This is a genomic window from Streptomyces sp. NPDC018833 (assembly GCF_044390825.1).
Taxonomy (GTDB): domain Bacteria; phylum Actinomycetota; class Actinomycetes; order Streptomycetales; family Streptomycetaceae; genus Streptomyces.
In genome coordinates this window covers 23577-47695 of record NZ_JBIRZM010000026.1, presented here as the reverse complement: position 1 = coordinate 47695, position 24119 = coordinate 23577, and the positions used below count along the sequence as shown (strand labels likewise).

At 69.1% G+C, this 24119-nt stretch carries 21 protein-coding genes; 6 read left to right on the top strand and 15 right to left on the bottom strand.

The window, feature by feature from the left end; genetic code table 11:
* Positions 1–175: 175 nt before the first annotated feature.
* Complete coding sequence (locus ACH5AF_RS33875) at positions 176–1279, bottom strand: tyrosine-type recombinase/integrase (RefSeq protein WP_398907201.1); 1104 nt, start codon at positions 1277–1279, stop codon at positions 176–178.
* 477 nt (positions 1280–1756) lie between these two features.
* Between ACH5AF_RS33875 and ACH5AF_RS33870 the strand changes: the two genes are divergently transcribed.
* Positions 1757–2581 (top strand): hypothetical protein, encoded by an 825-nt coding sequence (locus ACH5AF_RS33870; RefSeq protein ID WP_398907200.1) that lies wholly within the window; start codon positions 1757–1759, stop codon positions 2579–2581.
* A 359-nt stretch (positions 2582–2940) separates the two neighbouring features.
* On the opposite strand, the gene ACH5AF_RS33865 is transcribed toward ACH5AF_RS33870, so the two are convergent.
* Together ACH5AF_RS33865 and ACH5AF_RS33860 are read right to left on the bottom strand one after the other, a co-directional pair.
* Positions 2941–4140 (bottom strand): ParB/RepB/Spo0J family partition protein, encoded by a 1200-nt coding sequence (locus tag ACH5AF_RS33865; RefSeq protein ID WP_398907198.1) that lies wholly within the window; start codon positions 4138–4140, stop codon positions 2941–2943.
* Positions 4137–5294, bottom strand: a complete 1158-nt coding sequence (locus ACH5AF_RS33860; RefSeq protein ID WP_398907196.1) for a ParA family protein — start codon at positions 5292–5294, stop codon at positions 4137–4139. Before ACH5AF_RS33860 ends, ACH5AF_RS33865 begins: the two co-directional genes overlap by 4 nt.
* A gap of 283 nt (positions 5295–5577) precedes the next feature.
* On the opposite strand from ACH5AF_RS33860, the gene ACH5AF_RS33855 reads away from it, so the two are divergent.
* A complete protein-coding gene (locus ACH5AF_RS33855; protein WP_398907194.1) occupies positions 5578–7125 on the top strand; it encodes a DUF2637 domain-containing protein in 1548 nt (515 codons plus the stop codon).
* Between the two features lie 417 nt (positions 7126–7542).
* Positions 7543–8808 carry a hypothetical protein gene (locus ACH5AF_RS33850; RefSeq protein WP_398907192.1) on the top strand — a complete coding sequence of 422 codons (1266 nt, stop codon included), beginning with the start codon at positions 7543–7545 and terminating at the stop codon, positions 8806–8808.
* Between the two features lie 107 nt (positions 8809–8915).
* Here ACH5AF_RS33850 and ACH5AF_RS33845 read toward each other — a convergent pair whose 3' ends face one another.
* From ACH5AF_RS33845 to ACH5AF_RS33815, 7 genes are read right to left on the bottom strand one after another with little or no spacing between them, the layout of a single operon-like run.
* A complete protein-coding gene (locus tag ACH5AF_RS33845; RefSeq protein ID WP_398907190.1) occupies positions 8916–9305 on the bottom strand; it encodes a DUF4913 domain-containing protein in 390 nt (129 codons plus the stop codon).
* Positions 9302–11047 (bottom strand): type IV secretory system conjugative DNA transfer family protein, encoded by a 1746-nt coding sequence (locus ACH5AF_RS33840; RefSeq protein WP_398907188.1) that lies wholly within the window; start codon positions 11045–11047, stop codon positions 9302–9304. The genes ACH5AF_RS33845 and ACH5AF_RS33840 overlap by 4 nt, the downstream gene beginning before the upstream one ends.
* Positions 11044–12495, bottom strand: coding sequence for an ATP/GTP-binding protein (locus tag ACH5AF_RS33835; RefSeq protein ID WP_398907186.1), 1452 nt, complete (start codon positions 12493–12495; stop codon positions 11044–11046). Before ACH5AF_RS33835 ends, ACH5AF_RS33840 begins: the two co-directional genes overlap by 4 nt.
* A gap of 12 nt (positions 12496–12507) precedes the next feature.
* Positions 12508–14007 (bottom strand): SCO6880 family protein, encoded by a 1500-nt coding sequence (locus ACH5AF_RS33830; RefSeq protein WP_398907185.1) that lies wholly within the window; start codon positions 14005–14007, stop codon positions 12508–12510.
* Entirely contained in the window at positions 13994–15364 is a 1371-nt protein-coding gene (locus ACH5AF_RS33825; protein WP_398907183.1) for a hypothetical protein, read from the bottom strand. The genes ACH5AF_RS33830 and ACH5AF_RS33825 overlap by 14 nt, the downstream gene beginning before the upstream one ends.
* Positions 15365–15370: 6 nt before the next feature.
* Positions 15371–16177, bottom strand: a complete 807-nt coding sequence (locus ACH5AF_RS33820; RefSeq protein ID WP_398907181.1) for a hypothetical protein — start codon at positions 16175–16177, stop codon at positions 15371–15373.
* A gap of 35 nt (positions 16178–16212) precedes the next feature.
* Entirely contained in the window at positions 16213–16533 is a 321-nt protein-coding gene (locus tag ACH5AF_RS33815; protein ID WP_398907180.1) for a hypothetical protein, read from the bottom strand.
* A 319-nt stretch (positions 16534–16852) separates the two neighbouring features.
* Between ACH5AF_RS33815 and ACH5AF_RS33810 the strand changes: the two genes are divergently transcribed.
* From ACH5AF_RS33810 to ACH5AF_RS33800, 3 genes are all read left to right on the top strand, one after another.
* The gene (locus tag ACH5AF_RS33810) at positions 16853–17842 is read left to right on the top strand and encodes a peptidoglycan DD-metalloendopeptidase family protein (RefSeq protein ID WP_398907250.1); all 990 of its coding nucleotides are present in this window, start codon (positions 16853–16855) and stop codon (positions 17840–17842) included.
* 104 nt (positions 17843–17946) lie between these two features.
* Complete coding sequence (locus ACH5AF_RS33805) at positions 17947–18447, top strand: hypothetical protein (RefSeq protein WP_398907178.1); 501 nt, start codon at positions 17947–17949, stop codon at positions 18445–18447.
* 10 nt (positions 18448–18457) lie between these two features.
* Positions 18458–19303 carry a hypothetical protein gene (locus ACH5AF_RS33800; RefSeq protein WP_398907177.1) on the top strand — a complete coding sequence of 282 codons (846 nt, stop codon included), beginning with the start codon at positions 18458–18460 and terminating at the stop codon, positions 19301–19303.
* 45 nt (positions 19304–19348) lie between these two features.
* Here the strand turns inward: ACH5AF_RS33800 and ACH5AF_RS33795 are convergent, their stop codons facing one another.
* Genes ACH5AF_RS33795 through ACH5AF_RS33775 form a run of 5 tightly spaced genes read right to left on the bottom strand, consistent with a single transcriptional unit; the run spans position 19349 to position 24078 of the window.
* Positions 19349–22552 carry a BTAD domain-containing putative transcriptional regulator gene (locus ACH5AF_RS33795; protein WP_398907175.1) on the bottom strand — a complete coding sequence of 1068 codons (3204 nt, stop codon included), beginning with the start codon at positions 22550–22552 and terminating at the stop codon, positions 19349–19351.
* Positions 22552–23007, bottom strand: a complete 456-nt coding sequence (locus ACH5AF_RS33790; RefSeq protein ID WP_398907173.1) for a TadE/TadG family type IV pilus assembly protein — start codon at positions 23005–23007, stop codon at positions 22552–22554. Before ACH5AF_RS33790 ends, ACH5AF_RS33795 begins: the two co-directional genes overlap by 1 nt.
* Complete coding sequence (locus ACH5AF_RS33785; RefSeq protein ID WP_398907171.1) at positions 23007–23438, bottom strand: TadE/TadG family type IV pilus assembly protein; 432 nt, start codon at positions 23436–23438, stop codon at positions 23007–23009. Before ACH5AF_RS33785 ends, ACH5AF_RS33790 begins: the two co-directional genes overlap by 1 nt.
* Entirely contained in the window at positions 23435–23866 is a 432-nt protein-coding gene (locus ACH5AF_RS33780) for a TadE/TadG family type IV pilus assembly protein (RefSeq protein ID WP_398907170.1), read from the bottom strand. The genes ACH5AF_RS33785 and ACH5AF_RS33780 overlap by 4 nt, the downstream gene beginning before the upstream one ends.
* Complete coding sequence (locus tag ACH5AF_RS33775) at positions 23863–24078, bottom strand: hypothetical protein (RefSeq protein WP_398907168.1); 216 nt, start codon at positions 24076–24078, stop codon at positions 23863–23865. Before ACH5AF_RS33775 ends, ACH5AF_RS33780 begins: the two co-directional genes overlap by 4 nt.
* Positions 24079–24119 lie beyond the last annotated feature (41 nt).

The following is a 24119-nucleotide window of genomic DNA, read 5'->3' as shown; positions in this document are numbered from 1 at the left end:
CACCAGAGATCGGAACCCGGCCCAATCACTGGGGTGTTCCGGGCGGGTGTGCAACCACCCGCCGTGAGCCAGCATAACTCTGCCCTGACAGGCGCAGGATTACTTCGGCACAACGGTGCGAAGTGGTTGCTCGGCGCCAAAGCTCCCCTGGTTGAGAGGAGCTTTGTGCTGCTTCTCAGACTGCCTGGACAAGCCATCGGCCGTACAGGGCACTGAAGTGGTCCACGCCGTCAGCGGCCTGTCGGGCCTTGCGCCGGACGTCGTCCCGGCGCTGGATGTACGCGAGGGTCGTCGCCGGATCCTCGTGATCGGCGAAGGCCTGGATGTCTTCGAGTTTCTCTCCGGCGTCGTGCATGTGGGTCAATCGGCTGGCGCGCAGAACGTGGGGTGTGACGTCTCGGCCGGCCAGGACGTCGGAACGCCTTCCGAGCCGGGTGAGGATGCGGTCGACATCGTGACGGTCCAGCCGCTGTCCCCGGGAATCGAGCAGCAGGGGCCCGCTGGTACGGCTGTCGATCAGCTTGACGAGGAGCTCGGCGAGGAGCGGGGGCAGGGGCCACTGGCGGCCCTTGTTGCCCTTGCGGGTGAGGTCGACGACGGGGCTGCGGCCGTCGCGCAAGTCGGTGACGTCGGCTGCGCACCACTCGGTGACCCGGCCGGCGAAGGTGTAGACGAGCGCGGTGACCACGACGTCGCGCAAACATTCCGCCCATTCGTACAGTGCGCCGATGTCGTCGAGTTCGAGGACGGGCGTGGAGGTGGTGCGGTCGTGGCGGTCGATGCGGATGCGGTCGTGGCGGGTCACCGGGTTGGGAATGTAGATCTGCGCTTCCTCGGCAGCGAAGATCGTCAGCGAGGACAGGGCGGACATCCGGCGGTTGATGCTGCGCGGGGCGCTTCCGCGTCTCTCCTCGCTGAGCCGGTACTCGCGTACGTCGCCGCGGCCGATGCAGCCGATGCTGAAGCGCTCGTAACCGAGTTCCTGCGCGAGCCCCCACCAGTGAACTCTCAGGTCGTCCGCATAGTTGCGCTTGGTGTTGATGCTCGGAATCGTCGAGGAGCTCAGCCAGTCCACGGCGATCCGGAACGTCGCGTGATCGCACATCTGCGAGAGCAGGGCGAGGCGGTGCTGGCGCGGCCCGAGCACGTTCGTGACCGGGTCGCGGGGTGCCACCAGGCCCAGGTCGTCGCGGATCTTGGCGTAGGCGTCCTCGGCCCGGGTGCCCGGTCGCTCGATCGCGCCGCCAGCGCGCTGCCGCAGCCCACCAGAAGTCGTCACGCCCTGCACTCCATCGTCCTCGGTGGTGGTCCCGGGCTTGTGGCGCGGGCCTCCCCCGACGCTAGCTCACGGCCTCGGACCGAGAATCGCTGTCGACCTGTGTTGTCGGACGCCCCGATGGCACGGCCGACGCAATATGCACGGGGGCCGTGCGGTGCAGGCATTGCTGCCACAAGTCGGCCATCGCCAACCGGATTCATGATCGTCAAGGCCGCTCATAATTCCGGTTATGAGTGCTGATCAGATCGAGGGATTTGATCATGTGCATGCCAGTCCCATAGTGTTTCCCAAGTTGGGAAAAGCCGAGTTTCGGGAGGTAGAGTCGAAGCCTGCCTGACCGGTCCTGACGCCTCGCCAGGCACCCCATGCCTCACACTTGTTGCATGAACGTGCAGGCCAGGAGCCATTTCCGCTGACAGTGAGGGAGCCACAGCCAGATGATCGTGCGCCTCAACTTCTCGCTTCCGGAGTGACGCCGTGAGCCGCCCGAAGAAGAAGTACCATCCCCCGCTGACGCGTGAACGACGTCCTGCGCAGCGGCTGATCGGTGTCGACCCGCACGCGCTCTCGGCACGGCTCTACGGCATCCATGAAGCCGCAAGCAAGCGTCCGGGAACAAAGGACTCGGTACGGGAGGCACTTGCCCGCTGGCCCGGCGATGCGGCGCTCTACAACGTCCTTTCCTGGGCACAGCAACACGCTGCCGACCTCGTCGGCCGGGAAGCCCAGGAGGCCGCCCTGCTCCGAGTCCAACTGGCCCAGTGCATACGGGAGCGCCTGGACCCGCTGCAGCTCCGGGCCATCGAGGACGCCCGGTCCGCCGGAGCATCGTGGGAGCGTTTGGCACCTGCGGTTGCGGTGGACTCCGCAAACGGCGCCTACAACAAGGCGCGCCGACTGGCCGTTGCGGTGCGCGGCTCGGCCGAAGACCGCCGCAGCCCAGAAGCAGCCCGGGACCTGGAGACACGGCTGGCCGCCGAAGCCCTCGAACGCCGGCGCCGGGAGGAGGCCGCGGATGCTCGCTACCCGACCATCGACGCGGCCGCCCGCCGGCTCCTCCATCACTACGAGCGAGACGAACTGTGTTCCGGTCCAGAGGACTTCTGGATCACCGAGCTTGCAGCCGTCATCGACGACCGCACCAACCCTCTGGAACGCGCAAACCTGGCGCTCTTCCTTCGGAGGGCTGTGGGCGAGGTGCGGGAGAATGCCGCGGAGACGGGCCGGGCAGCGGCAACCACGCAGGTGGCACTGCAGGCGCTGGATCACGCGGCGTCAGCGTCAGCAAGCGCGGCAGAGTGATGGCCAGCGCGCCGTGGGCCCTCCGGAGCCGCCGGAGCCTGCATCGTGGCGCGCTCCAACGGATGGTCCGCACCACGCGAATGCGGGCATTTGGCAAGTACCGTCCAAAAAGCGACCCGCAGAATGGCCCCGCACACGGCCGATCTCAAGGTCGCCGGTAGGGCACGACGTTTGATTGTGTCCTGAGCCGCCTGACGACGGCTCAGCCAATTTCGGCTCCTCGCGAGCGTCATCGCCGAGCCGAACGGAGTCCACCTGTCAGACGGTGCGGTCGGTTCATACGGCTATGGCGTCCGGTGGCGAATGCCGGACGCCATAGAGCCGGAGTTGAAGCGACGAGTGATGACGGGGCGTTCAGGTCATCCCATGTCCTCATCGCGAAGGAGGGCGACAAGCCTGTCCCGGCCGTCGGCTGACATGCGCTTGCGTAGCTGCTCGGCGAACCACGCCGGATCACTCCACGGAAGCGCCTCGATGTCGATGGCTCGCTGTTGAGGCATGTGAAGGGACGACTGACCGGTGTTGTCCGCGGACAACACGGGGGGCACCTCACTCTCAGGCGCCACGAGCGAACCGCCGCGACCGTTGTCCGCGGACAACACCGGTTCAGCACCCCCGTCCACCAAAGGACCCCCAACCGAACCAGAGCCGGCCGCCCCCCGAACGTTGTCCGCGGACAACACAGGAGCCACCTCACCCCCAGGCGCCACGAGCGAACCGCCGCGACCGTTGTCCGCGGACAACGCGGAGGAGGCCGGCGCCGCCGCCTGCTGCGTCGCTGCTCGCAGCAGCGCCCGACGTGCTTCCCGCTCCTGCGCCTCTCGCTCCTTCGTGGACCTCAGATACTCAATGAGTTCCGCAGCGCCCAGATCGGGATGCTTCTTGATGTGACGGGCGAGCAGGCGTCCGTCCCGCTCCGGGATTTCGCCGGCGCTCAGCATGAGCTGGATCTCCTCCGGCAGGATAAGAAGGTCGAGCTGGTTGGTGACCCAGGACCTGTCCTTGTTGAGTCGCTCAGCTGCGCGGGTCTGGGCGCCCTTCCCGGAGTCGTTGCTGCAGACGGCCACCATCTGCTGGACGCCGCGTGCCCGTTCGATGACGTCGAAGTCTTCGCGCTCAAGGTTCTCCTTGAGGAGGTGGTTGACGAAGTCTTCCTTTGTGGCCGCCAGGTCGTCACGCACGACGAAGTCCAGAGTCTCCAGACCTACGTGATGAGCACTGCGGTACCGGCGCTCCCCGTTGACGAGCACGAAGCGCGCCGCGCCGATCAGGCCGTCGTGCTCGGGCCACAGCTGCAGATAGGCGCCTCTGGTGACGACAACGCAAGCAGCCAACTGCGCGGTGCGCAGCTCTTCGCCGAAGCGCGTCTTCTCGTCATCGGTGCCGAAGTTCCTGCGGGGGTTGAGCGGAGTGGGGGAGACCTCGTCCAGGTGGATCCGGACGAGCTCGTAGGCCGGCACGTCCCCCTGTGTCACGGCCTTTGCCCGTCCACGGGCGCTGCGGCCACGGGGTACTCCGCCGAATGACGAACCGGTGCCCAGACGGTCGGCGACGCTCATCCGATGATCCTTCGTGCGAGGGTGCGCATCACTTCCGACTGTTCGCACTCGGGTGCGTAGGTGAGCAAGGGCTGCTTGAGCCGGACGGCCTCACGCTGTTCCTTCAGCTCGGGGAGGACGGCGACAACCGGCGGCTCTCCGATCTCTTTCCACTGGTCCAAGGAGGACGTGGCGATGTAGCCCTTGCGGCTGTCGTACAGGTTCACGATGAAGCCCAGCAGAGCGATGTCGACTCCCATGTCCTCGACGAGGTCCTGGATCTGGTCGTACAGCATGTCGTAGGCGTCAGCGGATGAGTCCTCGGCAAGGACAGGAATGTAGACGCCGGAAGTCTCTGAGTCTTCGCCGTCGCGAGTGCGCGCGTAGTACAGCGCGGTGTCCATCGTGTAGCCCAGGCTCGGCGGGCAGTCCACGACGACGAAGTCGAACTCCGCCTCGAGCGGTTCCATCGCCTTCTCCAGAGCGGTCTCCTTGATGCGCACGCTACGGCTCGTGGCGAGCTTGGCGTCCAGGAGGAACGCGTCCTTGCATGCCGGCAGCAGGAAGAGCCGTCCACCGAATCCGCCCTGCTCTATCGGTACGAGCAGTTCGCGCAGTTCACCTCTGGACTCGCCCAGCATGAACTTGGCCAGGCTCGGGTCGTCGATGTCCAGCATCGGGTAGCCCAGCTGGCGCGTCAGGTGGCCTTGGGGGTCGAAGTCGATCAGGAGAACCCGCTGCCCCTGCTCAGCAAGGGCTTGAGCAGTCCCGGCCGAGGTAGACGTCTTGCCTACGCCGCCCTTCTGGTTGCCGAAGATGATGCGGCGGGCTCCGGAGGAACGGGGGATGCGGCGAGGGGAGGGGTGGGCGTCCAGCCATAGGCGGATCGACTGCGCGATGCCCTGGTTGTACGGAAGGTTGCCACGGTCGGTGCAGTCCTTCTTGAACTGCCCGTACAGGCCTGCGGGCAGGTAAGTGGAGAACGAACTGCCGCCGGATGTGTCGACGAGAGGACGGGGGGCTCGATCGGCTCGCCAGGCATGGACACCTTCAGTGACGGCGTCCTTGATGTCCACGCCCAGCTCAGCAGCACGAACCTTGAGTTCCTGCCGGAGCGCGGCTGGTAGCTTGGCGACTACCTTTTCCCGATCTTCGGGATCGTACGGGGCGGTCATGTGGTTACCTTACTCACCGAAGGGTGCCAGGGCTCGGAGGCCGTGCGTGTCGCTTGCGAAGAGCAAGCCGCAAGAGGTTCCGAACCGGTACAACTCGCGCGCTGCTTGGCCGAGTCCCGGCACGTCCGGTCGCGGGATCGTCATGCCGGAGCAGCACAACTCAGGCTTCCGTGCTGCGGACCGGAACAAGATCGGACATCACTGAGCACCTCGCATGAGAGTGTGAGGGGCAATCACACGACAGGAGGGCAGGACCACGGTGGCGGGGGGAACAACTAAGCCTGTGGTGCTGACGCGCGCCCATCGAATACTGATCGCGGTGGTGGTAGCCGGCGCCCTGGTCATCGCCGCGATCGGCTTCGCCGGCTCATACGCCGCCGTGCGCGAACTCGCCGAGCGGAAGGGCTTCGGCGACTTCTCCCTCGTCTTCCCTATCGGCATCGACGCGGGCATCTGCGTGCTGCTCGCACTGGACCTGCTGCTGACGTGGATGCGGATCCCCTTCCCGCTGCTGCGCCAGACGGCCTGGATGCTGACCTTCGCGACGATCGCCTTCAACGGCGCCGCTGCCTGGCCCGATCCGCTCGGCGTCGGCATGCACGCGGTGATCCCGGTGCTGTTCGTCGTCGCCGTCGAGGCAGCCCGGCACGCGGTCGGCCGGATAGCCGACATCACGGCCGACAAGCACATGGAGGGCGTGCGCCTCACCCGCTGGCTGCTCTCGCCGGTCCCCACGTTCAAGCTGTGGCGCCGGATGAAGCTGTGGGAGATCCGCTCGTACGAGGAGGCAGTCCGTCTCGAGCAGCATCGCCTGGTCTACGAGGCTCAGTTGCAGGCCCGCTTCGGGCGTCGGTGGCGGCGTAGGGCGCCCGTGGAAGCCCGGATGCCGCTGCGCCTTGCGAAGTACGGCGTGCCGCTTGCCGAGACGGCACCTCACGTCCTGGAAGAGGCCGGCCTCGTCCTGTCCGCCTCTGCGCTGCAGCGCGACCGCCACCCGGCAGCCTCCCTGCTGGGCGACGAGGCTGTGCCCCAGCAGGAGAATGTCCCGCCGGTGAACTTCGCAGATGCCTGCCGTGCCTACGTGGCCCTCACGGGCGTCTTCCCGGACATCCAACAGTTCGATCGCTTCCTCACTGAGTCGTACGGCGAGGTGGCCGATCAAGAAGGCGGCCACCCGCTCACTGATGCCCAGTTGGAGATGGTTCTGGCTGAGCTGCGGCCGGTACTGGCCGAGTCGCTGGCCGACGGCCAGTCGGCCACTTCCTCGCCGGCCGACGTGGCCGACGTGGCCGACGACCGAAGTGTCGTCACCTTGGCCGATGCCGGCCACCACGCAACGGAGCCGCACCCCTTCTCCGGTGCGTCCGTTCCGGAGAGCTTCCCGGCCGAGCCGGTTCCGGCACCTTCGGCGGCCGTCGGCCACTCGGCCGACACCACAGCCGCAGACCCGGCCGGCACGCGAGCGCCTCAGAAGACTGGCGTGGATGTCTCTGCGTCGGTCTCGGTGTCGGAGACCGACGGTGCTGGTCCGACCACAGGGAAGGCGACGGCCGCCGACGCCAGGGCTGCAGCGCAATTGCCGGCGCAACAAGCTCAGGAACCCGCACCGGACCCGATTCAGCAGCAGATCGTCATGGTGACCGAGTGGCTGGCCGAGGCCGAGGATGCCGGGGAGAGGCTCTCCGGCGCAGAGGTCGCCCGTCGCCTCGGGGTCGCCCCGCGCACCGGCCAGCGCCGACTCGACAAGGCCCTTGCACACCGCGAGGAGCAGTCGAGGCAGCGAAGCCGCACCCACCTGCGGCCGGTCAGCCGGTCGGTCGCTCACCGCTAGGGTCAGCCGTCGGCCACGTATTCACTGCTCGTCGGCCGTGGCCACCCGGGAGACGGCCGATGGCCGAGTCGGCCATCGGCCATGGCCGGTCCGGCACTCGTCGAGCAAGTTCCTTCAGCACAGCGTGGACCTGCTCAAGCGCGTACCCCCCAAAAATGAGGTCCGTCGCAGTAGGGCCCCGGCCGCGAGGAGCCCGGAAAGGCCCGACGATCTGCCTCGGCTCCTCAGCTTCCGGTCGCACACGTCTACCGCATGTCCGGCCAGGCGTGCCCGTGAGGGGAGGCCGAGAATCCCGTTCGCCGCCCCAGGCCCTGGTGCTGACCGCTACCGTGATCGTTTGACCGCACGCTGACGGACGGGGACAGGATGAGCCGCACGCCGCTGAGCCGACGGGCTCTGCTTTCAGGGATCGCGGCTGTGACGATGCTGAGCGCCGTGACCGGTTGCACGGCCACGGCCGACCGGTCCGACAACCGCGCCCCGTCCTCCGCCACCGAGTCGAAACGCCCGCCCCGCCCCGTGCACGATCCCCCGCAGAAGTTCGCTTCCGACGCAGGCACGGCGATGCCGGCGGAGGCGACGTCGGGCCGGCTCACCGTCGGCGGCACCCTCACGGCAGGTCTGCCGGTGGCGCTGCACAAGCAGTTCGCGTTCGTCGGCACGCCGCAGAGTGTGCTGGTCACCGATACGGGCACCGGAAAGGTCGTCCGGCGCGTCCCGCCCGACGGCACCCCTCTGCGGGAGGAGGCCGGCACGACGGGAGATCTCAGCTCGGCCCAGGCCCCCCTGCTGGTGGAGGTGGACAGCACCCCGCTCATCGTCGCGGCTTTCCTCGTCAAGGTGACCGGTACGGGAACCCAGGCCGACCACACGGCCCTGGAAATCACAGCGATCGACGCGAACAAGGCGAAGACCCTGTGGCGGCTGCCCGTCCGGCTCCCGTCCTGGAGCGACAACTCCTACAGCGGCGTGACCTCGGCCGTCGTCGGGGCCTTCGAGGACACCGCGGTCGTGAAAGTCGCCGATGAGGACCACGCCGTCTCCTTCGGTATCGACCTCGCGGCGCGTCGCGCACTGTGGACCAGGGAAGACCTCAGTGCGGTAGCGGTGGCCGGCGACACGATGGTGGGTGTAGCCGTGGAGGACGGCGTCCACCAGCGAGCGGTCGGCCACGACGTCGGTTCCGGCCGGCGGAAGTGGCGTGGCGACGACAGCTACGAACTCGAGGTGCACGCGGCAGGACCGCATCTGGTCACCGCCCAGGGACGTGACTACGACAGCGGAAACGGGTACTACCGCGTTCTCGACGCCCGTACCGGAGCGGTCAAGAGGAATTTGTCCGCTCTTGTCGACTCCGTGTGCCGGTACGACGACAAGGACACCGTTGTCTGCGGCGGCCGGCGTACGACCGAGGACGTCGCCTACGCGATGGACGCGAAGAGCGCGGCTGTGCTCTGGCAGCTGCCGGACAAGCGGGCCGACCGGATCGCTCCCGACGTCACCACCGCCTGGCACGGCCGTGTCTATGGAACGACGTCGAAGGGCCCTGTGGTTCTCGACGCCCGCTCCGGCGACGATGTGGCGACGCGACCCGGCATCGCTCCTGTCGTGGTCAACGAGTCGGCCGGACTCGCACTGGACGACAGCGGCGACCGGCTGATGGCCTATCCCACTTCCGGATAGAACGCCGTCGGGGGTGGGCCCCGTGCTTCGCAGAAGGCCCGCAGCCGCCGTCCGGCGAGGGCTCGTCCGGCAAAGCTCCCAGATTGCTGCGGATCGGGCGCGTGCCTCTACCGGCTGAATGGACTGTCGGCCCACAGCAGGGCGTCCGAGGGCTCCAGGGGAAGGGGCTGGTGCGGGTACGGAGTGTGCCCGTCGGTCGGAGAACACGCCGAGAACGGACCCGTGTCCGCGTCCATCAGCGCGTTGAGGTGGGGGTCGCAGTGGTAGAGCCACCAGGTCGACATGCCCAGGTTCCGATCGAGGCTCAGGTGCTCCCAGGCACGCCACAGAGCGTCCAGGCGGGAGACGGCCTCAGCGTGCTTCCACCAGGCCGGACACCAGGTGAGCATGGTGCCGTTGACGCGTCGGCGGATCAGCTGGGCGAGGTAGTCCGTGACGAACTCGTCGAGGGAGGAGAACACCGGCTCCGGCTCGGCGTCCTCCCAGGGGTCGCTCACGCGCGCACCCCCGGATCATGTACGGCCAGGGAGGCCTTGACGGCGTCGGCGTGTGTGGACTCCCACCACGGAACGGTGGCCACCAGGACCGGTGGAGTGCCTGAGGCCAGGACGAGGGCGCGGCCGGGGGGCATGGAGCCGAGATCGGAGACGTCCAGCACGCGCTCGCGCCGCGAGGTGTGACTCGTGGAGCGGTTCGAGAACAGACCCATGCCCTGCTGAGCAGGCTGATAGGAGACCGAGACCGTCTCGGCCTCGAACTCCCCGGCCAGCTGCGACAGGTCACCGAGGAAACGGGTGTCGGAGACACCACCCCCATAGACCCGGATGTTGGCCGCGGACCAGAGTTTCTCCATCCCCTTCTCACCCCAGACCTCGATCCCCTGTGCCCAGGACTGAAGGATCGTCATGAGGATGATCCCGCGCGAGCCGTAGTGGGAGTACAGGTCGGGCAGGTCGGCCCAGCGGCAGACGTTGGCCGCCTCGTCGAGCACGCCGAGCAGGGGCACTTGGAGCCGGCCGCCGGGCTGGGTGGTCGCCGCTTCTTCCGCAGCCTCCACGACGGCCACGGTCAGCGCCGTGACGAGCGGGCCGGCGGAGTCCTTTCCCTCACGGGACAGGGAGTAGAGCGTGCCGAGGTCATCCCGCACGAAGTCCTCGGGGAGGAACTCGGGACGCTTGGCCAGGCCGCTGCCCTGGGTGATCCAGGGATGAACCGCGGGGTTCACCAGGCACGACGCCATCTGCATCGCGGTGCCGTAGATACCGCCGCGCTGCTTCTCCGGCGCGGTGACCACGCCTTCCACGGAGTCCGCCGGAAGGATGTGCCCATGCGTGCGCAGGATGCGGACGGGGGCGTCGTCCTTCGGCTTGGTCAGCCACGTGTAGACCTGGGTGATGGGTGCCTTGGACTCGGCCGCCGCCAGGAGCAGGTTGGCGAGGAGGTCCTGGCCCGCGGGCTCGAAGAACGCGTCGGTCCGGGCGCCGTGGTCGCGTGACCCGAGGGCGAAGTGCGCGGCCATCTTGCGGGCTCTGGAGACGTCGGTGACGTAGGACAACGGATTCCACCACCAGGTGGGCGGCTCCCCCGCGCGGCCCTGCGGGTCGAAGACCCACACCTTGCCCTTGGCCTCCCGGACGCCGCGTGTGGCGTCGACGACGTCTCGTTTGTTGGAGGTGACGAGCACCGATCCGGGAGCGTCGCAGATGGCAGGGATGGCGCGCCTGGTCGTCTTGCCGGTACGCGGGCCCCAGATGTCGATGTGCATGTCCTCGAAGCTGCCGTACATCGGCCGTCCGCCGGTGAGCGTACGGCCGATGAACACGCCGGGAAGGTCGGCCTTCGTCCCGAGCCGGGCGGCTGTCGCGGCCGCGCCGGCGGCGCTGAGTTTGTCGAGGTCCTTCCCGCGGCCGAGGTGGCGTGCGGTCCGGTCGATCTTGGGCCTCGCGCTCCGCTTGAGTACGGCCCGTGTCACGAGGAGCGCGAGGACGAGCACGAGGAGGCCCTCGCCAGCGGCGATGGCGCTCGCGGCGGTGCCGGGCCAGTGCGTCTCTCCGCCGGCCAGTCCGATGACGTACACGAAGGGGTTGGCGGCCGGTGTTTCTCCGCCGCTCAGTGCGGCTCCGGCGGCCGCCGCCCCCCAGCAACCGAGGATGCCGAGCACAGCCGTGAGGACCGCGCCGAGGAAGAGAAACGGGCCGATCTCCGAGGCGGGGCCCCGCTTGCCTTCCGTGGCGGTCACGTGGTCCACCTGCGGTTGGTGTCGTTGACCGAGAGCTCGGCCTCGGTCAGCTCCACCTGGAGCGGGATACCGGGGCGTCCGCCGACCTTGATGAGGAACTTGCCCCGTCCCGGTGGAGGCGCCTCACGCCCGGCGGCAGAGTCCCAGGCAGGCGGAGTCGACCAGCCTGTGATCATCTCCTGTTCCACGTGCGACATCGCGACAACCTGGTTGAGGTCGGGTATTTCCGCGCCCGGCAGCCCGCCGCAGATCACCATGCCGGCGCGCTCGACGAATCCCTTGGCCTTCATCCGGTCTTCCTCTGCCGTCAGCGCAAGCAGGTCCGACATGGTGTGGGTGATCATGGCCATGCCGACGCCGCGCTGCCGGTTGAGGCGGGTGAGGGCGTCGACCCGGTCGACCAGGCCACGTCCGGCACGCAGCACACGCCACAGCTCGTCGAGGATGACGAAGTAGTGCCGCTGCTGCTCGAGGCCGGCGTCGGCCAGGGCTTGAGCAGCAGCGACCGCGCTGAAGCCGTAGGTCCAGCAGGCCAGCAGTGCGGCCGCCTGCAGGAGCACCTCGGAGTCGTCGATGGAGGAGACATCGAAGCAGACGGGGCGGTCGGTGTGCATGGGGACCGAGGTGGGGTGGGCAAACATGTCGCCGAGCCGCCCCTGTCCGAGGAGTCCGGTGAGGGAGGACTCCAGGGGTTCGGTGATGTCGCGGTAGCGGCTGAGGCTGCCGCGGTCGAGGGCTACGGAGCGTACGAACTCGGGCGCATCCTTGATGACTTGCAGCAGGTCGGACATGACGGGAGTGCCGCCGTGCCTGTCGTCGAGGATTTTCAGCGCGGCGGCGAGGAGGGTCTCCTCGCGGTCGGTGGGGGGTTCGCCCCGCAGAATGGTCAGCAGGGCGGAGACGGCGTTGAGCCTGCGGCCGTGGGCGTCGGCGACGATGGCGCGGCGTGCTTCGCCCGTCAGGCGGGCGGCCGCCGAGGTGGCGATGGAGGTGTCGAGCGGGTTCAGATAGCCGCGGCCCCGGCCGAGGGTGATGACCTGACCGCCGAGGGCCTCGATGAGGTCGGCGTAGTCGGGTTTCAGGTCACCGAAGACCATGGGGTGGACGCCATATCCGGCCAGGCCGAGCGCTTGGCGGCGTACCACCGTGCTCTTGCCCAGGCCGGGCTTTCCCAGCACGAAGGCCGACGGGTTGAGGAGGAGGTTGGCGCGCTGAAACCAGCTGATCGGGTCGCAGCACACGGCCGCGCCCGAGATGAGGTTGCGGCCCAGCGGCACTCCGATCATTGGCGTGCCCGAGCCGGCGGCGAACGGCCACATCCCACACACCTGGACGGTGGTGCCGCGCCATTCAGGTGCCGCCTCGACGTATGCCGCCGAGCCGCCGCCTCTTCCGGGCCAGCCCCGCCAGCCCGGGCGTCGCGGTCCCGGGGTCTTCTTCTGAGCCATTGCGCCCCCTCGTTACATGGCATCGCGTACGGCCTGCGGTACGCGCAGATGGTGCGGCAGCACGAGGCCGAGCGGCAGCGCGGCGGCGAACGCAGAGGCCTGCGCCCCGTACACGCGGCGCAGCGCGACCCTGGCGGGGGCGGAGATGTTGCCGATGGCGGCCGCTGCGCGGTCGAGCTCGTCGCGTTCGGTCACCGTCGCGGTGACCAGCATCCCGAAGCGGACGACGCCCGCGCCCGTGGCCTCTTCGCGTGCCGCTTGTTCGGCGGCGCGTACGGCGATGGAGTCCCGGGCGTTACCCATTTTGGCCTGTTGCGCCTTGAACAGTGAGTCCTTGCGGTCACGTTCGACGACGCGGGCGGCGGAGGCCGGGTCGTGTGGCCGGTAGAGCAGGGTGACGCGCTTGCGGCTGATGTCAGGGTGCGGCAGCAGCAGGGAGGCCAGTACGGAGGAGAACACCTCTCCGCGGGGCGCTTCGCTCATCGACCAGGTGATGGAGAAGGCGCCGTCGTGCCGGTAGTGGCCCCAGGCCTCCTCCGCGGCGATCGGGCCCGCCTCGTCCCAGGTGATGCCGGAACCGCCGGAGCCTCGTGCTTCCTCGACCAGGACGGCGACGGACGGGTCATAGGCGACTCGTACCGCTTCGGCGAGATCGGACGCTGTCATCGGGGTGGCCGGGCCGGCACCGGTCATGGACAGGTTGGAGGCGAGCCCGGGCAGGCGCAGTCCCAGCTCGGTGCCCATGGCCTGCGCGTCGCGCCGTTTCTGGCCCGCCTGTGCCGCGCCGGAGTAGGTGAGGGCGACACGGGTGGTGAGGGTGGCCGAGCCGGCCGGGTACGTCTGTACGACCTCACGCAGTACGGCCTGGGCGAGGGGGGGCGCTTGGGGATCGATGTTTCCGCTGACCTCGCGCTCCAGGCGGATACCGGGATCGGGGGCGGCTTCGATCGTCACCGAGCAGGCCACCAGGTTCGGTTCGTACGCGAGCGCCGCCAGCCATTGCCCCCAGTAGGCGACCCAGGTGTCGACCTGGTCGCTGTCGACGAGTGAGGCGCCGTCGGCGTCGCACTGCAGCACCGCAGTGTGGTGGTTGGCAGAGGGGACCGATAGCAGGGCGAAGGGGCGGCCATGGGCGTCGGTGGCCTCGGCGAGTGTGGACTGGGCGGCAAGGCCGGGGAGTTGGCAGGTGCCGGACGCGGTACGGCCGAGGGGGCCGGAGCGGTAGACGTTCTTGCCCGCCTTGCGCCCGTTGCGGAAGGCGAGACGGGCTGTGGCGCGCTGCAGTCCGTTGCGGCCGTGGGTGTCCCTCAACAGCAGCGGCAGGAGTGACAGGCCGACGCCGACGGCGACGAAGATGGCGAGCCAGAGGGAAATGAGCATGGAGAGGACGACGAGTACCAGGCCGCCGAGCAGCCCCATCGTCCCGGCCATGCCGAGTCCGTGGATGCCCGGCGAGGTGGGCTTTCGCCAGTTGCCGTAGGTGCGCGGCCCGCTGATCTCACTTGCTGCCACTGGGTCCCCCGCCGTCTGCCGCGTCGTTCACGGCGTTCTGTGCTGCGTTCTTCGCGCCCTTGGCGGCCGCAGCCACGCCGGCGATGACGACGCCTACCGGGCCTGCGGCCCCGGCTGCTGCGGTACTGCCCGCAGCTGCTGTGGAAGAGCCTGTCGCGGCTCCCGCACTACCGGTTGTCGCGGTACCACTGGCAGCGGTACCCGGGCCACTCGCCGCGGCCCCGGCCTGGGGTGCCGCGGAGGCCTGGCCTGCGCTGCCGGCCGGGCTGCCGCCCTGCCCTGAGGAGCCGGGTGAGTTGCCCCCGCCGGACGAGGGCCTCGGTGCGGGACGGGCGCCGGAGGGCGAGGAGTGCCCGCCGGACGAAGAGCCCGATCCGCCGCTTTCGCCGGACTGCTGGTTGACCATGGAGCCGACCTTCTTGGCACCCATGGCCAGGGCGCCGCCCATCCCGGCCGCTGCACCGCCCCCTGAACCACCCGATCCCATGGCCTGGACGAGTGGGGTGGCGAAACGCATCAGTGCCGGCAGCGCGATCACGGACAGGACCATCAGCATGATGCCGCAGATCGATGTGAGGAAGGTGGTGCCGTCCGCGTTGCCGTCCCCGATGGCCGCCGTCATGCGGAAGGCCATCGCGTAAATGATCGCAGCGGCGGGTTTGTAGAGGAGGAACGCCAGCAGCCAGGCGAGCGACTTGCGGAACCATGCCTGGCCGGCGGCCGTCATGGTGGACGCCGCGGCGAGCGGGAGCATCCCGCACAGCACGAACAGCATGATGGTGCGCACCATCATGAGCGCTACCTGCACGATGCAGGCAATTGTGGCCATCAGGGTGAGGACGAACGTGAGCACTGGCCCGGCTGCGCCCATGAGGTGGCTCAGGGCCAGCCAGTCGGCGATGGCATCGCCGAATTCCTTCCCCTTGTAGGACTCCTCGATGATCCATTCGGAGAACGCGTCGGATGCCTGGAGGAGGAGGCTGATGACGCTCAGGCCCATTCCCGTGACCATCGTCAGGGTCAGCATTCCCTTGGCCGCTTCGATCGCCGAGTCGCCTCGTCGCGTGAAAGCCATCTTGCCCGCCGCGATGAGCAGGCCCAGTACCGCTACCCAGGTGGTGATCCACCCGGTGTGAAGCCAGATCCAGGCGACTGGCGAAGTCTTCGGGTTGTCACCGCCTCCGGCCGCCAGGTCGGGGGTGGGGATCTGCACCCACCACGTCATCACGGTTCCCACGAGCTTTCCGAGACCTCTGATGGCACCCTCGACGATGACGACGAAGATGTCAGCGCCGGTCTCGGCGACCTTGTCGGTAGCGCAGTCCCCCCAGTTGAGCGGATTCCAGCAGGAGCCCATGTTCGATCACCCGGCCGGGAACAGCGTGTAGCCGTCGGTGTTGAACCGCTTGGACACCGACTCGGACTGTCCGCCCTCGGGCGACATCTGCTGCTTCCAGTCCCCTTCGTGCCAGCGCGCGGTCAGCAGCATGGTGAGCACCGTCCCGCTCGGGTCCTCGAATGCGAGGTCCAGGACAGCGGTGTCAGGCGTGTAGGAGACCATCTTGTAGCCCGCGAGGCGGGGGCTCGACGCGGACGGGTAGTCCGAGTTCTCGTCACTGTGGCTCGCCGCGACGCCCTGTTCGAACGCTTCCTGGGCCTCGTCCGGATACACCTGCTGGTCAACAACCTTCCGCCAGTCGGGTCCGTTGGAGGAGCGGACGGAGATGTTCGCCAGGGCGAGGAGAGCGCCGCGGGGCGTATGGGCGTAGCAGCGGGCCACTCCGCCCTTGATGACGGCGGGCCCAGCGTCCCTGGAAGCAGGGAGGTTGACCGGACCGAACCTGTTCCACGTGAGGCCGATCGGGGCCAGGTCGGCGACGCTGGCGGTGTCGGTCGTCGTGTCCTTCAGCGCGGGACAGGACGGCTTCGTCCCCTCGCGCCCCGGGGAAGAAGAGGCGGTGTTCCCTGCGGGCGGCGTCGCGGCCTCGGCACTGCCGGCCACGGCCGGCGCGTTCTCGTCCGCGGGATCGTCTTTGCCGCCGGTGAGAATCAGGACGGGTATCAGGGCGACGATGAGCGCGATGACCCCTGCCGAGGCAATGAAACCGGGCTTGGTGTACGGGTTCTGCGGCTCTTGTCCGGATGCCGCGGTCTGCCGGTCAGCGCTCATTCTCGTCCCCCAGGTGCTTGCCGACGCCGGATCCGCTATTTGGCGGGGGCAGCGACCAAAGTGCCCACCAGTCCGGAGGCGATACCGACCAGGACGCAGGCTCCCAGGACGTAGGCGAGGCCGGTGGCGTGCTCACCACCCTGCCCGCGCTGATGGGAGACGGCCATGCGGCCGGCCACGACGAGGACGCCCGTGACGCAGAGGGCGAGGACCACCCATGCGACCCATTGGACGACCGTCTTGAGCTTGCCAGCGCCCGGCGGTTCAACACCCTGGGCCGGGTCGACAACGGCAGCCAGGTAGGTACCTGTGTTGTGCGCGGAGTCCCCTGCAGCAAGGAGCAGCTCATGCATCATCGGATTCCCCCGTCGCCGTGTTCGCGTGCGTCCCAACTCATGGATCGGCACGTTCCAACTAGCGACGATCATAAGGGCGTTCGAGTATATGCGCCCCAAGAATCTGATGCACAGGCCAAGTTGTGGTGTCCACGGGGTCCCAGATCCCCCTGGGCACCCAGTGGCACGGAACACATGCGTTGTACGGATGTGCCAACTAGTGTGCTGGATCTGATCACATGGTCATAGTCACGGGGGACGAAGGCGTCGGATGCAGGGGGCGGGGAAGGTCGGCATAGGGTGCGGAGGCGGGTGCCTCGGTGCCTTCGTCTTGGCTCTCGTGCTGCTCGGGGGACTGCTGGGCGGCGGTGAACCGGCTCAGGCCGCCGGCGAACTCAAGGAAGGCGCCGTCCCGGCGGCCTACCGCGCGTGGGTGCTCAAAGCCGGATCGATGTGCAAGGAGATCACCGCGCCCGTGATCGCCGCTCAGATCCAGCAGGAGTCCGGCTGGGACCCCGATGCCCAGTCCTACCAGTATGTGAAAGACCCCGAGACAGGACGCACGATCAAGGTGCCTCTCGCTCAGGGAATCTCCCAGTTCATCCCCGGGACGTGGAAGACGTGGGGCAGGGACGACGACAAGAACGGGCGGATCAGTCCCTTCGACCCGGGAGACGCGATCATGGCGCAGGGGCGGTTCGACTGCGACCTGGCACGGCAGATGAAGGGCTACGTCGAGGACGGGGCGGCATCCGGCGACCTCCTTGACCTCACCCTGGCCGGCTACAACGCGGGGCCCTACGCCGTGAAGAAGCACGGGGGCATCCCGCCCTACACCGAGACCCGCAACTACGTGAAGTCGATCAAGGCGCTCATGGCCAAGTACACCGAAGATCTCGAGGAGGGTGGGGGCGGGACCATTCCCGCAGGCCAGAAGCTCGCCGCCCCACTGAAGGGCAAGCCGGTCATATCGTCGCCGTACGGGGTGAAGCGGCCGAGCAGCGCCTACGGCTATCACACGGGCATCGACTTCGCGGTGGCCACCGGCACACCCGTGTACGCGGCCGATGCAGGAACAGTGACATTCTCGGGGTGGAACAGCGCCTACGGAAACCGCGTCGTCATCAAGCACAAAAACCGGGGCGGCGAGAGCGTGGAAACGACGTACAACCATCTGAGCTCCCGGAGCGTGGACAAGGGAGCCACGGTCAGCGTGGGGCAGCGTGTCGGAAATTCCGGCAATACGGGCAACTCCACTGGGCCTCACCTCCACTTCGAGCTGTCGGTGGGCGGGCAGTTCACCAACCCCGCACCGTGGATCGGACTGTAGACGTGCTTCGCCTGCGCATAACAGCCTTGGTCCTCGGGATCGCTGCGGCATTGGTGGCGTGTGGCAACAACGGTACGTCCACGCCCGCTGCGAGCAGCAGCCCTGTGCCGTCCGCGAAGGCCCCGTTGCCGGCGCTTCGTCCCACCGACTCGGGCGCGCGTCTCCCGCATGCCGAAGAGATCGACGAGCGTGATGCGAGCGCGGTCGCTGTGGAGTGGGCCCGGCTCGCGTACGGCTACGACACGGTCTACGACACCCATCCGCATGCCGGGGTGCTGCGCGCGTCCCGCTATCTGACCGCTGAGCAGCGCAGCGCCGAGCGCGAGTACACCCCCGCCTCAGCGGCGGGAGCACAGTGGAACACCTGGTCGTCACACGAGGCCTGGACCACCGCCCATGCCGGGCTGGCCGACCCTGATGAGGACGCCCCCGCCGACACCGCCGTCCTCGCGTACCGGACGGTCTCCGTGGAAGGCACGGCTCATGGCCGTGACGGCTGGAGAGGACCTGGCCCGCGGCTGCATGCCGGTCTCACCCTCACCCGAGGTGACGCGTCGTCACCGTGGCGAATCTCCCAGGTGATCGTCGACCAGGCCACTGACTGAAGGAGTTCCCATGGCCGCATCCGGTGACCAGCAGATCCCGGGTTGGCCGCTGCTCGACATCCGTCTCACTGCGGATGGCGGCGCGAGTGTGGACGGGACGGTCGTTACCGTACCCGCCGGGATGGAACCACGCGCAGCCGCCCTCTCCCGCGCGGCCGAGACCGCAGCACGGGTGGGACGTCCCGTGCGCGCCCGGCTGACCGAGGCGGAAGGAGCACAGTGGCTGCTCGCCGTTCACCCCGACGGCGACAGCACCGTGTTGCAGGCCCCGGCCGCGACGGCCCGAAAGGGCCGCAAGCGGCGTCCGAAGGCCCAGCCGCGCGAGGCTGTCCCGCCGCAGGCCCCACAGCCGCCCGCCCAGCCCACCGTCCCTGTGCAACACCAGGAGCCACCGGCTCCGCAAGCCGTCCCGTCCCAGGCCCAGCAGCCATTCAGTCCTCTTCAGGAGCTGCTGCCTGTCGAGCACTCCGCCCCGGCGGAGCTGGAGTCGCTTGCCGCGGCTGTCGAGCGCCAGGACTGGCCTGAGGCACTCGCCCTGTGCGAGCGGCGGTTGCGGGAGGCCTCCGGAGAGGACGTCGACCGGCTTCGCGGGATGCAGGCCCGGCTCACGGTGGCGTCGGGCGACGTCGAGACGGCCTACCTCCTCTTCCGTTCTCTGGCACAGGACCGTGCCGACCGTCACGGCCCGGATGACCTCCAGGCCGTTGCGGCCGCGGACGCGGCCCAGGAGCAGTGGACGGTGCTGCCCGCCGGGGACGCGGCCGACTTGCTGGCCCTGCGCTCGCGGATCCCCGGGCCCGGAGGTGAAGGGCTCACCCGCGCGCGCAAGCAGGTGGTGCGCAGCCGGCTCCGGTAGCCGCCTTCCGGGGAATCCTCCGCTCGCCCCGGCCGTGACGCGTGCTCAGGGAGGGGCCGGGCGGCGGGCCAGGTCGGCGAGAAGCGCGGAGGTTTCGGGCTGCATGTCGGTGCCGAGTGACTGGGTGACGGCGTCGACCTGGGCGGCGTACGTCTCGACGGCTTCCCGGTCTCCCATGGCGTTCGCGGCTTGGATGGCCAGTCGGTGCAGTTGTTCGGCGGCAGGATCGGCCCTCAGCCCGCGGTCGGCGGCGGCGCGGGCGGCGGCGGCGTCCCCTTCGGCGAGGTGGAGTTCAGCGAGACGGACGGCGGTGTCCACGACAGCGGTTGTCATCTCCTGGCGTGTGGGGTCGGCCCAGATGTAACGGCGTGGTGGTGTGCCGTCCAGCGGTCGTCCCTCGACGAGGTCGAGGGCGGCGCTCAAGTCGCCGCTGCGCAGGAGGAGATGGAAGCGGTGCCAGTCGGTGCCGATGTCTCCGGTGAGGGCGTAGCTGTCACCGCTGCTGATCTCGGCGCCCAGCCAGCGGCGCAGTGCGGAGAGCTGGGCCGTGCGGTAGGCCGCTGACACTCCGCCGGGCCACAGGGCTTCGGTGAGCGCCTCGTTGGAGGATCCCGGGTGCAGGGCGATCCACGCGGCGATCTCGGTGAGCCGTCCGGCGGCCGCCGGGGCCAGTTCTTGCGCAGTGCCCGTGATCTGTGGGGTGCCGAGCAGGCGGATCCAGGTCGTCGGCCGACTGGCGAGTTGCTGTTCTTCCTGCGCGGACAGCGGTTCCAGGACGGGAGGCTGAGCCTGGGGCGGCTCGGCTGTGATGTCGAACAGGCCGAGGAGCGCCGTGTAGTCGGCGTCGTTGATGTGCTGGGGAACGATGTGGATGTCGGTTCCGGCGAGGGTGACTGTGCCGCCGGCGAGTCCGGGCAGACGTACGGCACCGGGGACGGCCGTGTCATCGGCTGCGACGACGAGGGCGGCGCAGGCGGGGGCGTCGAGGATGTCGCGCACGGCGTCCGTTGTGGCGGCGGGGATGGTGTCCGCGCACAGGGCGATGCGGGGGGTCCAGGCGTCGGCGCCGTAAGGCCGGGTGCGGGCGGCCCGTACGGAGTCGGCGCCCGCGTCGGCGAGCGCGGTGCGCACTGTGCGGGCCCAGTCGCCCACTTCGCTGATGGCGGCCTGGGGATCGGTGATCATGGTCAGGCGGCCGAAGCCTTCCTCGATGGCGGAGATTCCGGAGTCGAGGCCGGAGAGGAGTACACCGAGATCGTCGCTCCAGGGGGTGGTGGCGAGTTCGGCGGCGAGCGCCCGTACGACCGGGAGGACGGCGGTCGTTTCGGAGGGCAGGAGCAGGACGCCGAGCGCCTCGAGGTCCGCGAGGACGAGGGCGCCTTGGGGGTCGCGGCCAAGGGTCGCGAGTGCCGGATAGGGAGCGCACACCTCTCGGCACTCGTCCGCGCTGAGGAGCCCGTCCGTACCGGCGGGGAGCACCCAGCGGGTGGGCCGGGCGGGGGCGGTGAAGGGTCCTACGGGCTCCGCCGGTGAGTCCAGCCAAAGCTCGAGGGCGGCGGGAGTCAGGCGCACGGCGACGAGTTCGGGAAGGGGGCGTCCGGCGGAGGCGAGGTGGTGGGCGAGGGTGCGCAGCGCGCGGTCGATCAGAACTGCGCCTTCGGGGTTCTCCGTGGCGCGCATGCGGCGTTCGAGGTCTGCGAGGTCCGGTGGGTTACCCGTCCCGGAGATCTCGGGAACGGCAGTCTCAGGCATCGGGTGGTGGGGGACGGCCGGGTTGGGCGGGAGGGCGATGGCCTCTCCGGTCCTGCGGCCGCGGCGCTGCAGCATCCGCTTGATCGCGAGAACGGAGAGGAGTCCGGTGGCGAGCAGGCCGCCCCAGGTCGCGATGGTCGCGACGTCCAGGAACTGGCTCTCTTCGGAAACGGGTTCGGCGCTGTCCTGCCGTGGGGTGGAGGAGGCGTCAGCCGGTGCGGAAGGCGGCGTCGTCGCGCCGGTGGAACCGCCAGGTGTCGCCGACGGCTGTCCCTGGGCGCTTTCTGCCGGGCGCGGCCCGGATGACGAAGGCGACGTCTCGTCACTCGGTTCGGTGGACGGTTTCGCCGTCTGCGACGGTGACGCCGGGGGATTGGCCTCCTGCGACGCGCCAGCGCCCGGCCCGGAGCCCTCGGCCGTCTTCGACGCGGACGGCGAAGGCGTGGCCTCCTGCGAGGAAGCGTCGTCCGGCTTCGAACCATCGGCCCTCTGCGACGGGGACGGGGACGGGGACGGCGGAGCCGTGTCCTCGGGGGCGGGTGACCTCGGCGTTTCGGGATCGGGCTTTGACGGCCCGTTGGTGTCCCCGGCCTGTGCGGGGATCTCTACCTTCCAGCCGGGCTGGATCAGGTCCGGGTCCGTGAGATGTCGTCCGGCCCCGTCCATGGCGTGGCCTTCGTTCGCCGCGAAGATCTCGGGGTAGCGCGTCGGGTCGCCCAGTTCCGATCCGGCGATCTCCCAGAGAGTGTCCCCGGGGTGGACGGTGACACTCTCGTCGCTCTGCGGTGCGGCTTTGCCGGGCAGGAAGAGTATCCACCCGGGCTGTATGGGGTCGGCCGCGTGGAACGTGCGACCGCCGGGCATGGTGCGGCCCTCGTTGAGGTCGGCTATCTCCGTCCAGCGTTCGCCGTCGCCGAGCCGCTGTTCGGCGATGCTCCACAGGCTGTCGGCGGGCCTGGTGTCCCGCACCGTGTAGGTCGGGTGGGATGCCCCGGAGCGCTTGGCCGTGTCGGCGGACTTGTCCGCGGTCCCGTCCTGGCCGGGGGTGGCGGAGGCCGTCACGGAGGGCCGGGATACCGCAGTGGATGGGGGCGCGGGCTGGGCGGCCAGCGCGCCTCCCGCCGTCGGCAGCAGGACGAGTACACCGCCGACCAGGCCCGCGGCCATGCGCTGGTTCCAGCGCAGTCCGCGCAGTCGGGGGGCCGTGCGGCCGCGCAGCTGGGCGGGGATTTCCAGGAGTACGGAGAGCGTGAAGCTCGCCCAGCCGATCCAGCCGACAGCGGTGAGGACGAGGAGCGCGACGGCGCCGGTGTCCTGCTGGGTGAAGAGGTCGCTGACCGATCCAACGCTGTCCAGGCCGAGGGGGAACAGGGCGCGTCCGGCAACGTAGAGCACCGCAGGCAAGCCTATGAGGAGCGCGGCCAGGCTGATCAGGCTCAGCAGACAGCGCAGCAAGTCGGCAAGGAGGGACCTGCGGCGGGCGGGACGGACGTTCATCAGTTCTCCGGGGCGTCGACGCCATGCAGGAGGGTGGCGCTGCCGTGTCCGGTGACGGACATGCCGGTGACGCCGATGACGGGCAGGAAGCGGGTGCGGTATTCGCCGTCCACGGTGATGGTGAGGGTCTTGCCGTCGTCGGAGACGGTAACCGTTCCGCGGGCTCCGGCCTGCCGCAGGTAGTCGAGCGCGGCGGCGCGGGCGGCTGTCGGGTCGACGGCGATCCTGTCGGCGGTGATGGCGTCCCCAGCATCCAGTTCCTGGCCGCCGGCACGGGCCGCTTCCTGCGCCAGGGCGTCGGCGCGTTCGGTGGCGCGCATCTTCCCGCCGCCGTCGACAGCGATACCGATCATGACGATGAGGCCGACGAGGACGATGGCGGCGTAGATGGAGATGCTGCCCCGGTCGTCCTTGACGCCGGACGGTGAACGGCGCGCCTTGTGGTGTCGGGTCATCAGCGCTCCACGTACTGGTCGACCGTACTGGTGAAGCTGGACGTCATGGTGCGGGTGCCGGGGACGCCGGGGAGGGCGAGGTCGGCGAGTTCCACCCGGCAGGTGACGGTCGCGGTCACGGTGCCCGCCTCGCCGACGGCGGCGCCGAGGCCGCTGGTGTCCAGTGCGATGTCGGTGGAGGCACAGTGCAGTCCCTGACCGTCCAGTGTGGCGCGGGCGGCGGCCAGGGCACTGTCGTGCGCCTCGCCGGGAGAGCGCGTGATGGATGCCTGCCTGGCCGCGTCCTCTGCCGCCGCGTCGACGACCTGACCGGCCATCACGATGCGGCCGGCCGCGATCGCCAGGAGCAGGAACAGCAGGAGGCAAGGGGTGATGACGGCGGCCTCGATGGCTGCGGAGCCCTCATCGCCATGTCCCGTCCGCCGCCTCATGGCTTCACCGTCCAGCGCTCACGGGCGCCCGATGCGCTCTGTGTGATGGTGATGCCGTCGACGCCGGGCAGGAGCGACGGCGCTCGGCCGGTGACGGTCACGGTGACCCGCTCCGCGCTGCTGCCTGCCGTCGACACCCCTGGGTCGAGCAGGGAGTCACCGGCGACCCTGTCGAGCACGACACGGGCGCGCGCGCTGCCTGCCCCGTCCGTGGACTGGTAGGCGGTGGCGGCCTGTACGCCTTCGCGGGCGGCGGTGAGGGCGATCTGCTTGGCGTAGTACCAGACGCTCGCTTGCACAACCACGAGGGTGAACAGGACGACCACCGGGAAGATGATCGCCATCTCGATGGCGGCATCGCCCCGGTCGTCGCTCCACCGCGGTCGTCGTCGGCGAAGGGCGGCACCCGCGAAGCGTTTGAGTCTCACAGGCCGCCGAGCTGCTTGGCGTACTTGCTGTACAGGGTGACGCCGATGATCGTCGCGATGCCGACGGCCACTCCGATAACAGCAACCCAGATGATGACGGTCGAGATGCTGACGTCACCTCGGTCGCCGTTTCGCCGTACCTCGCGAAGTCGCGCGCTGAGAAGGTCGAGCACCACCATCATCGGGGCCATCTCACGCAGCTTGTTCTTCATGAGTCTTCCGTTTCTCCAGTTGGTCGATCGGGGCGGGAGCC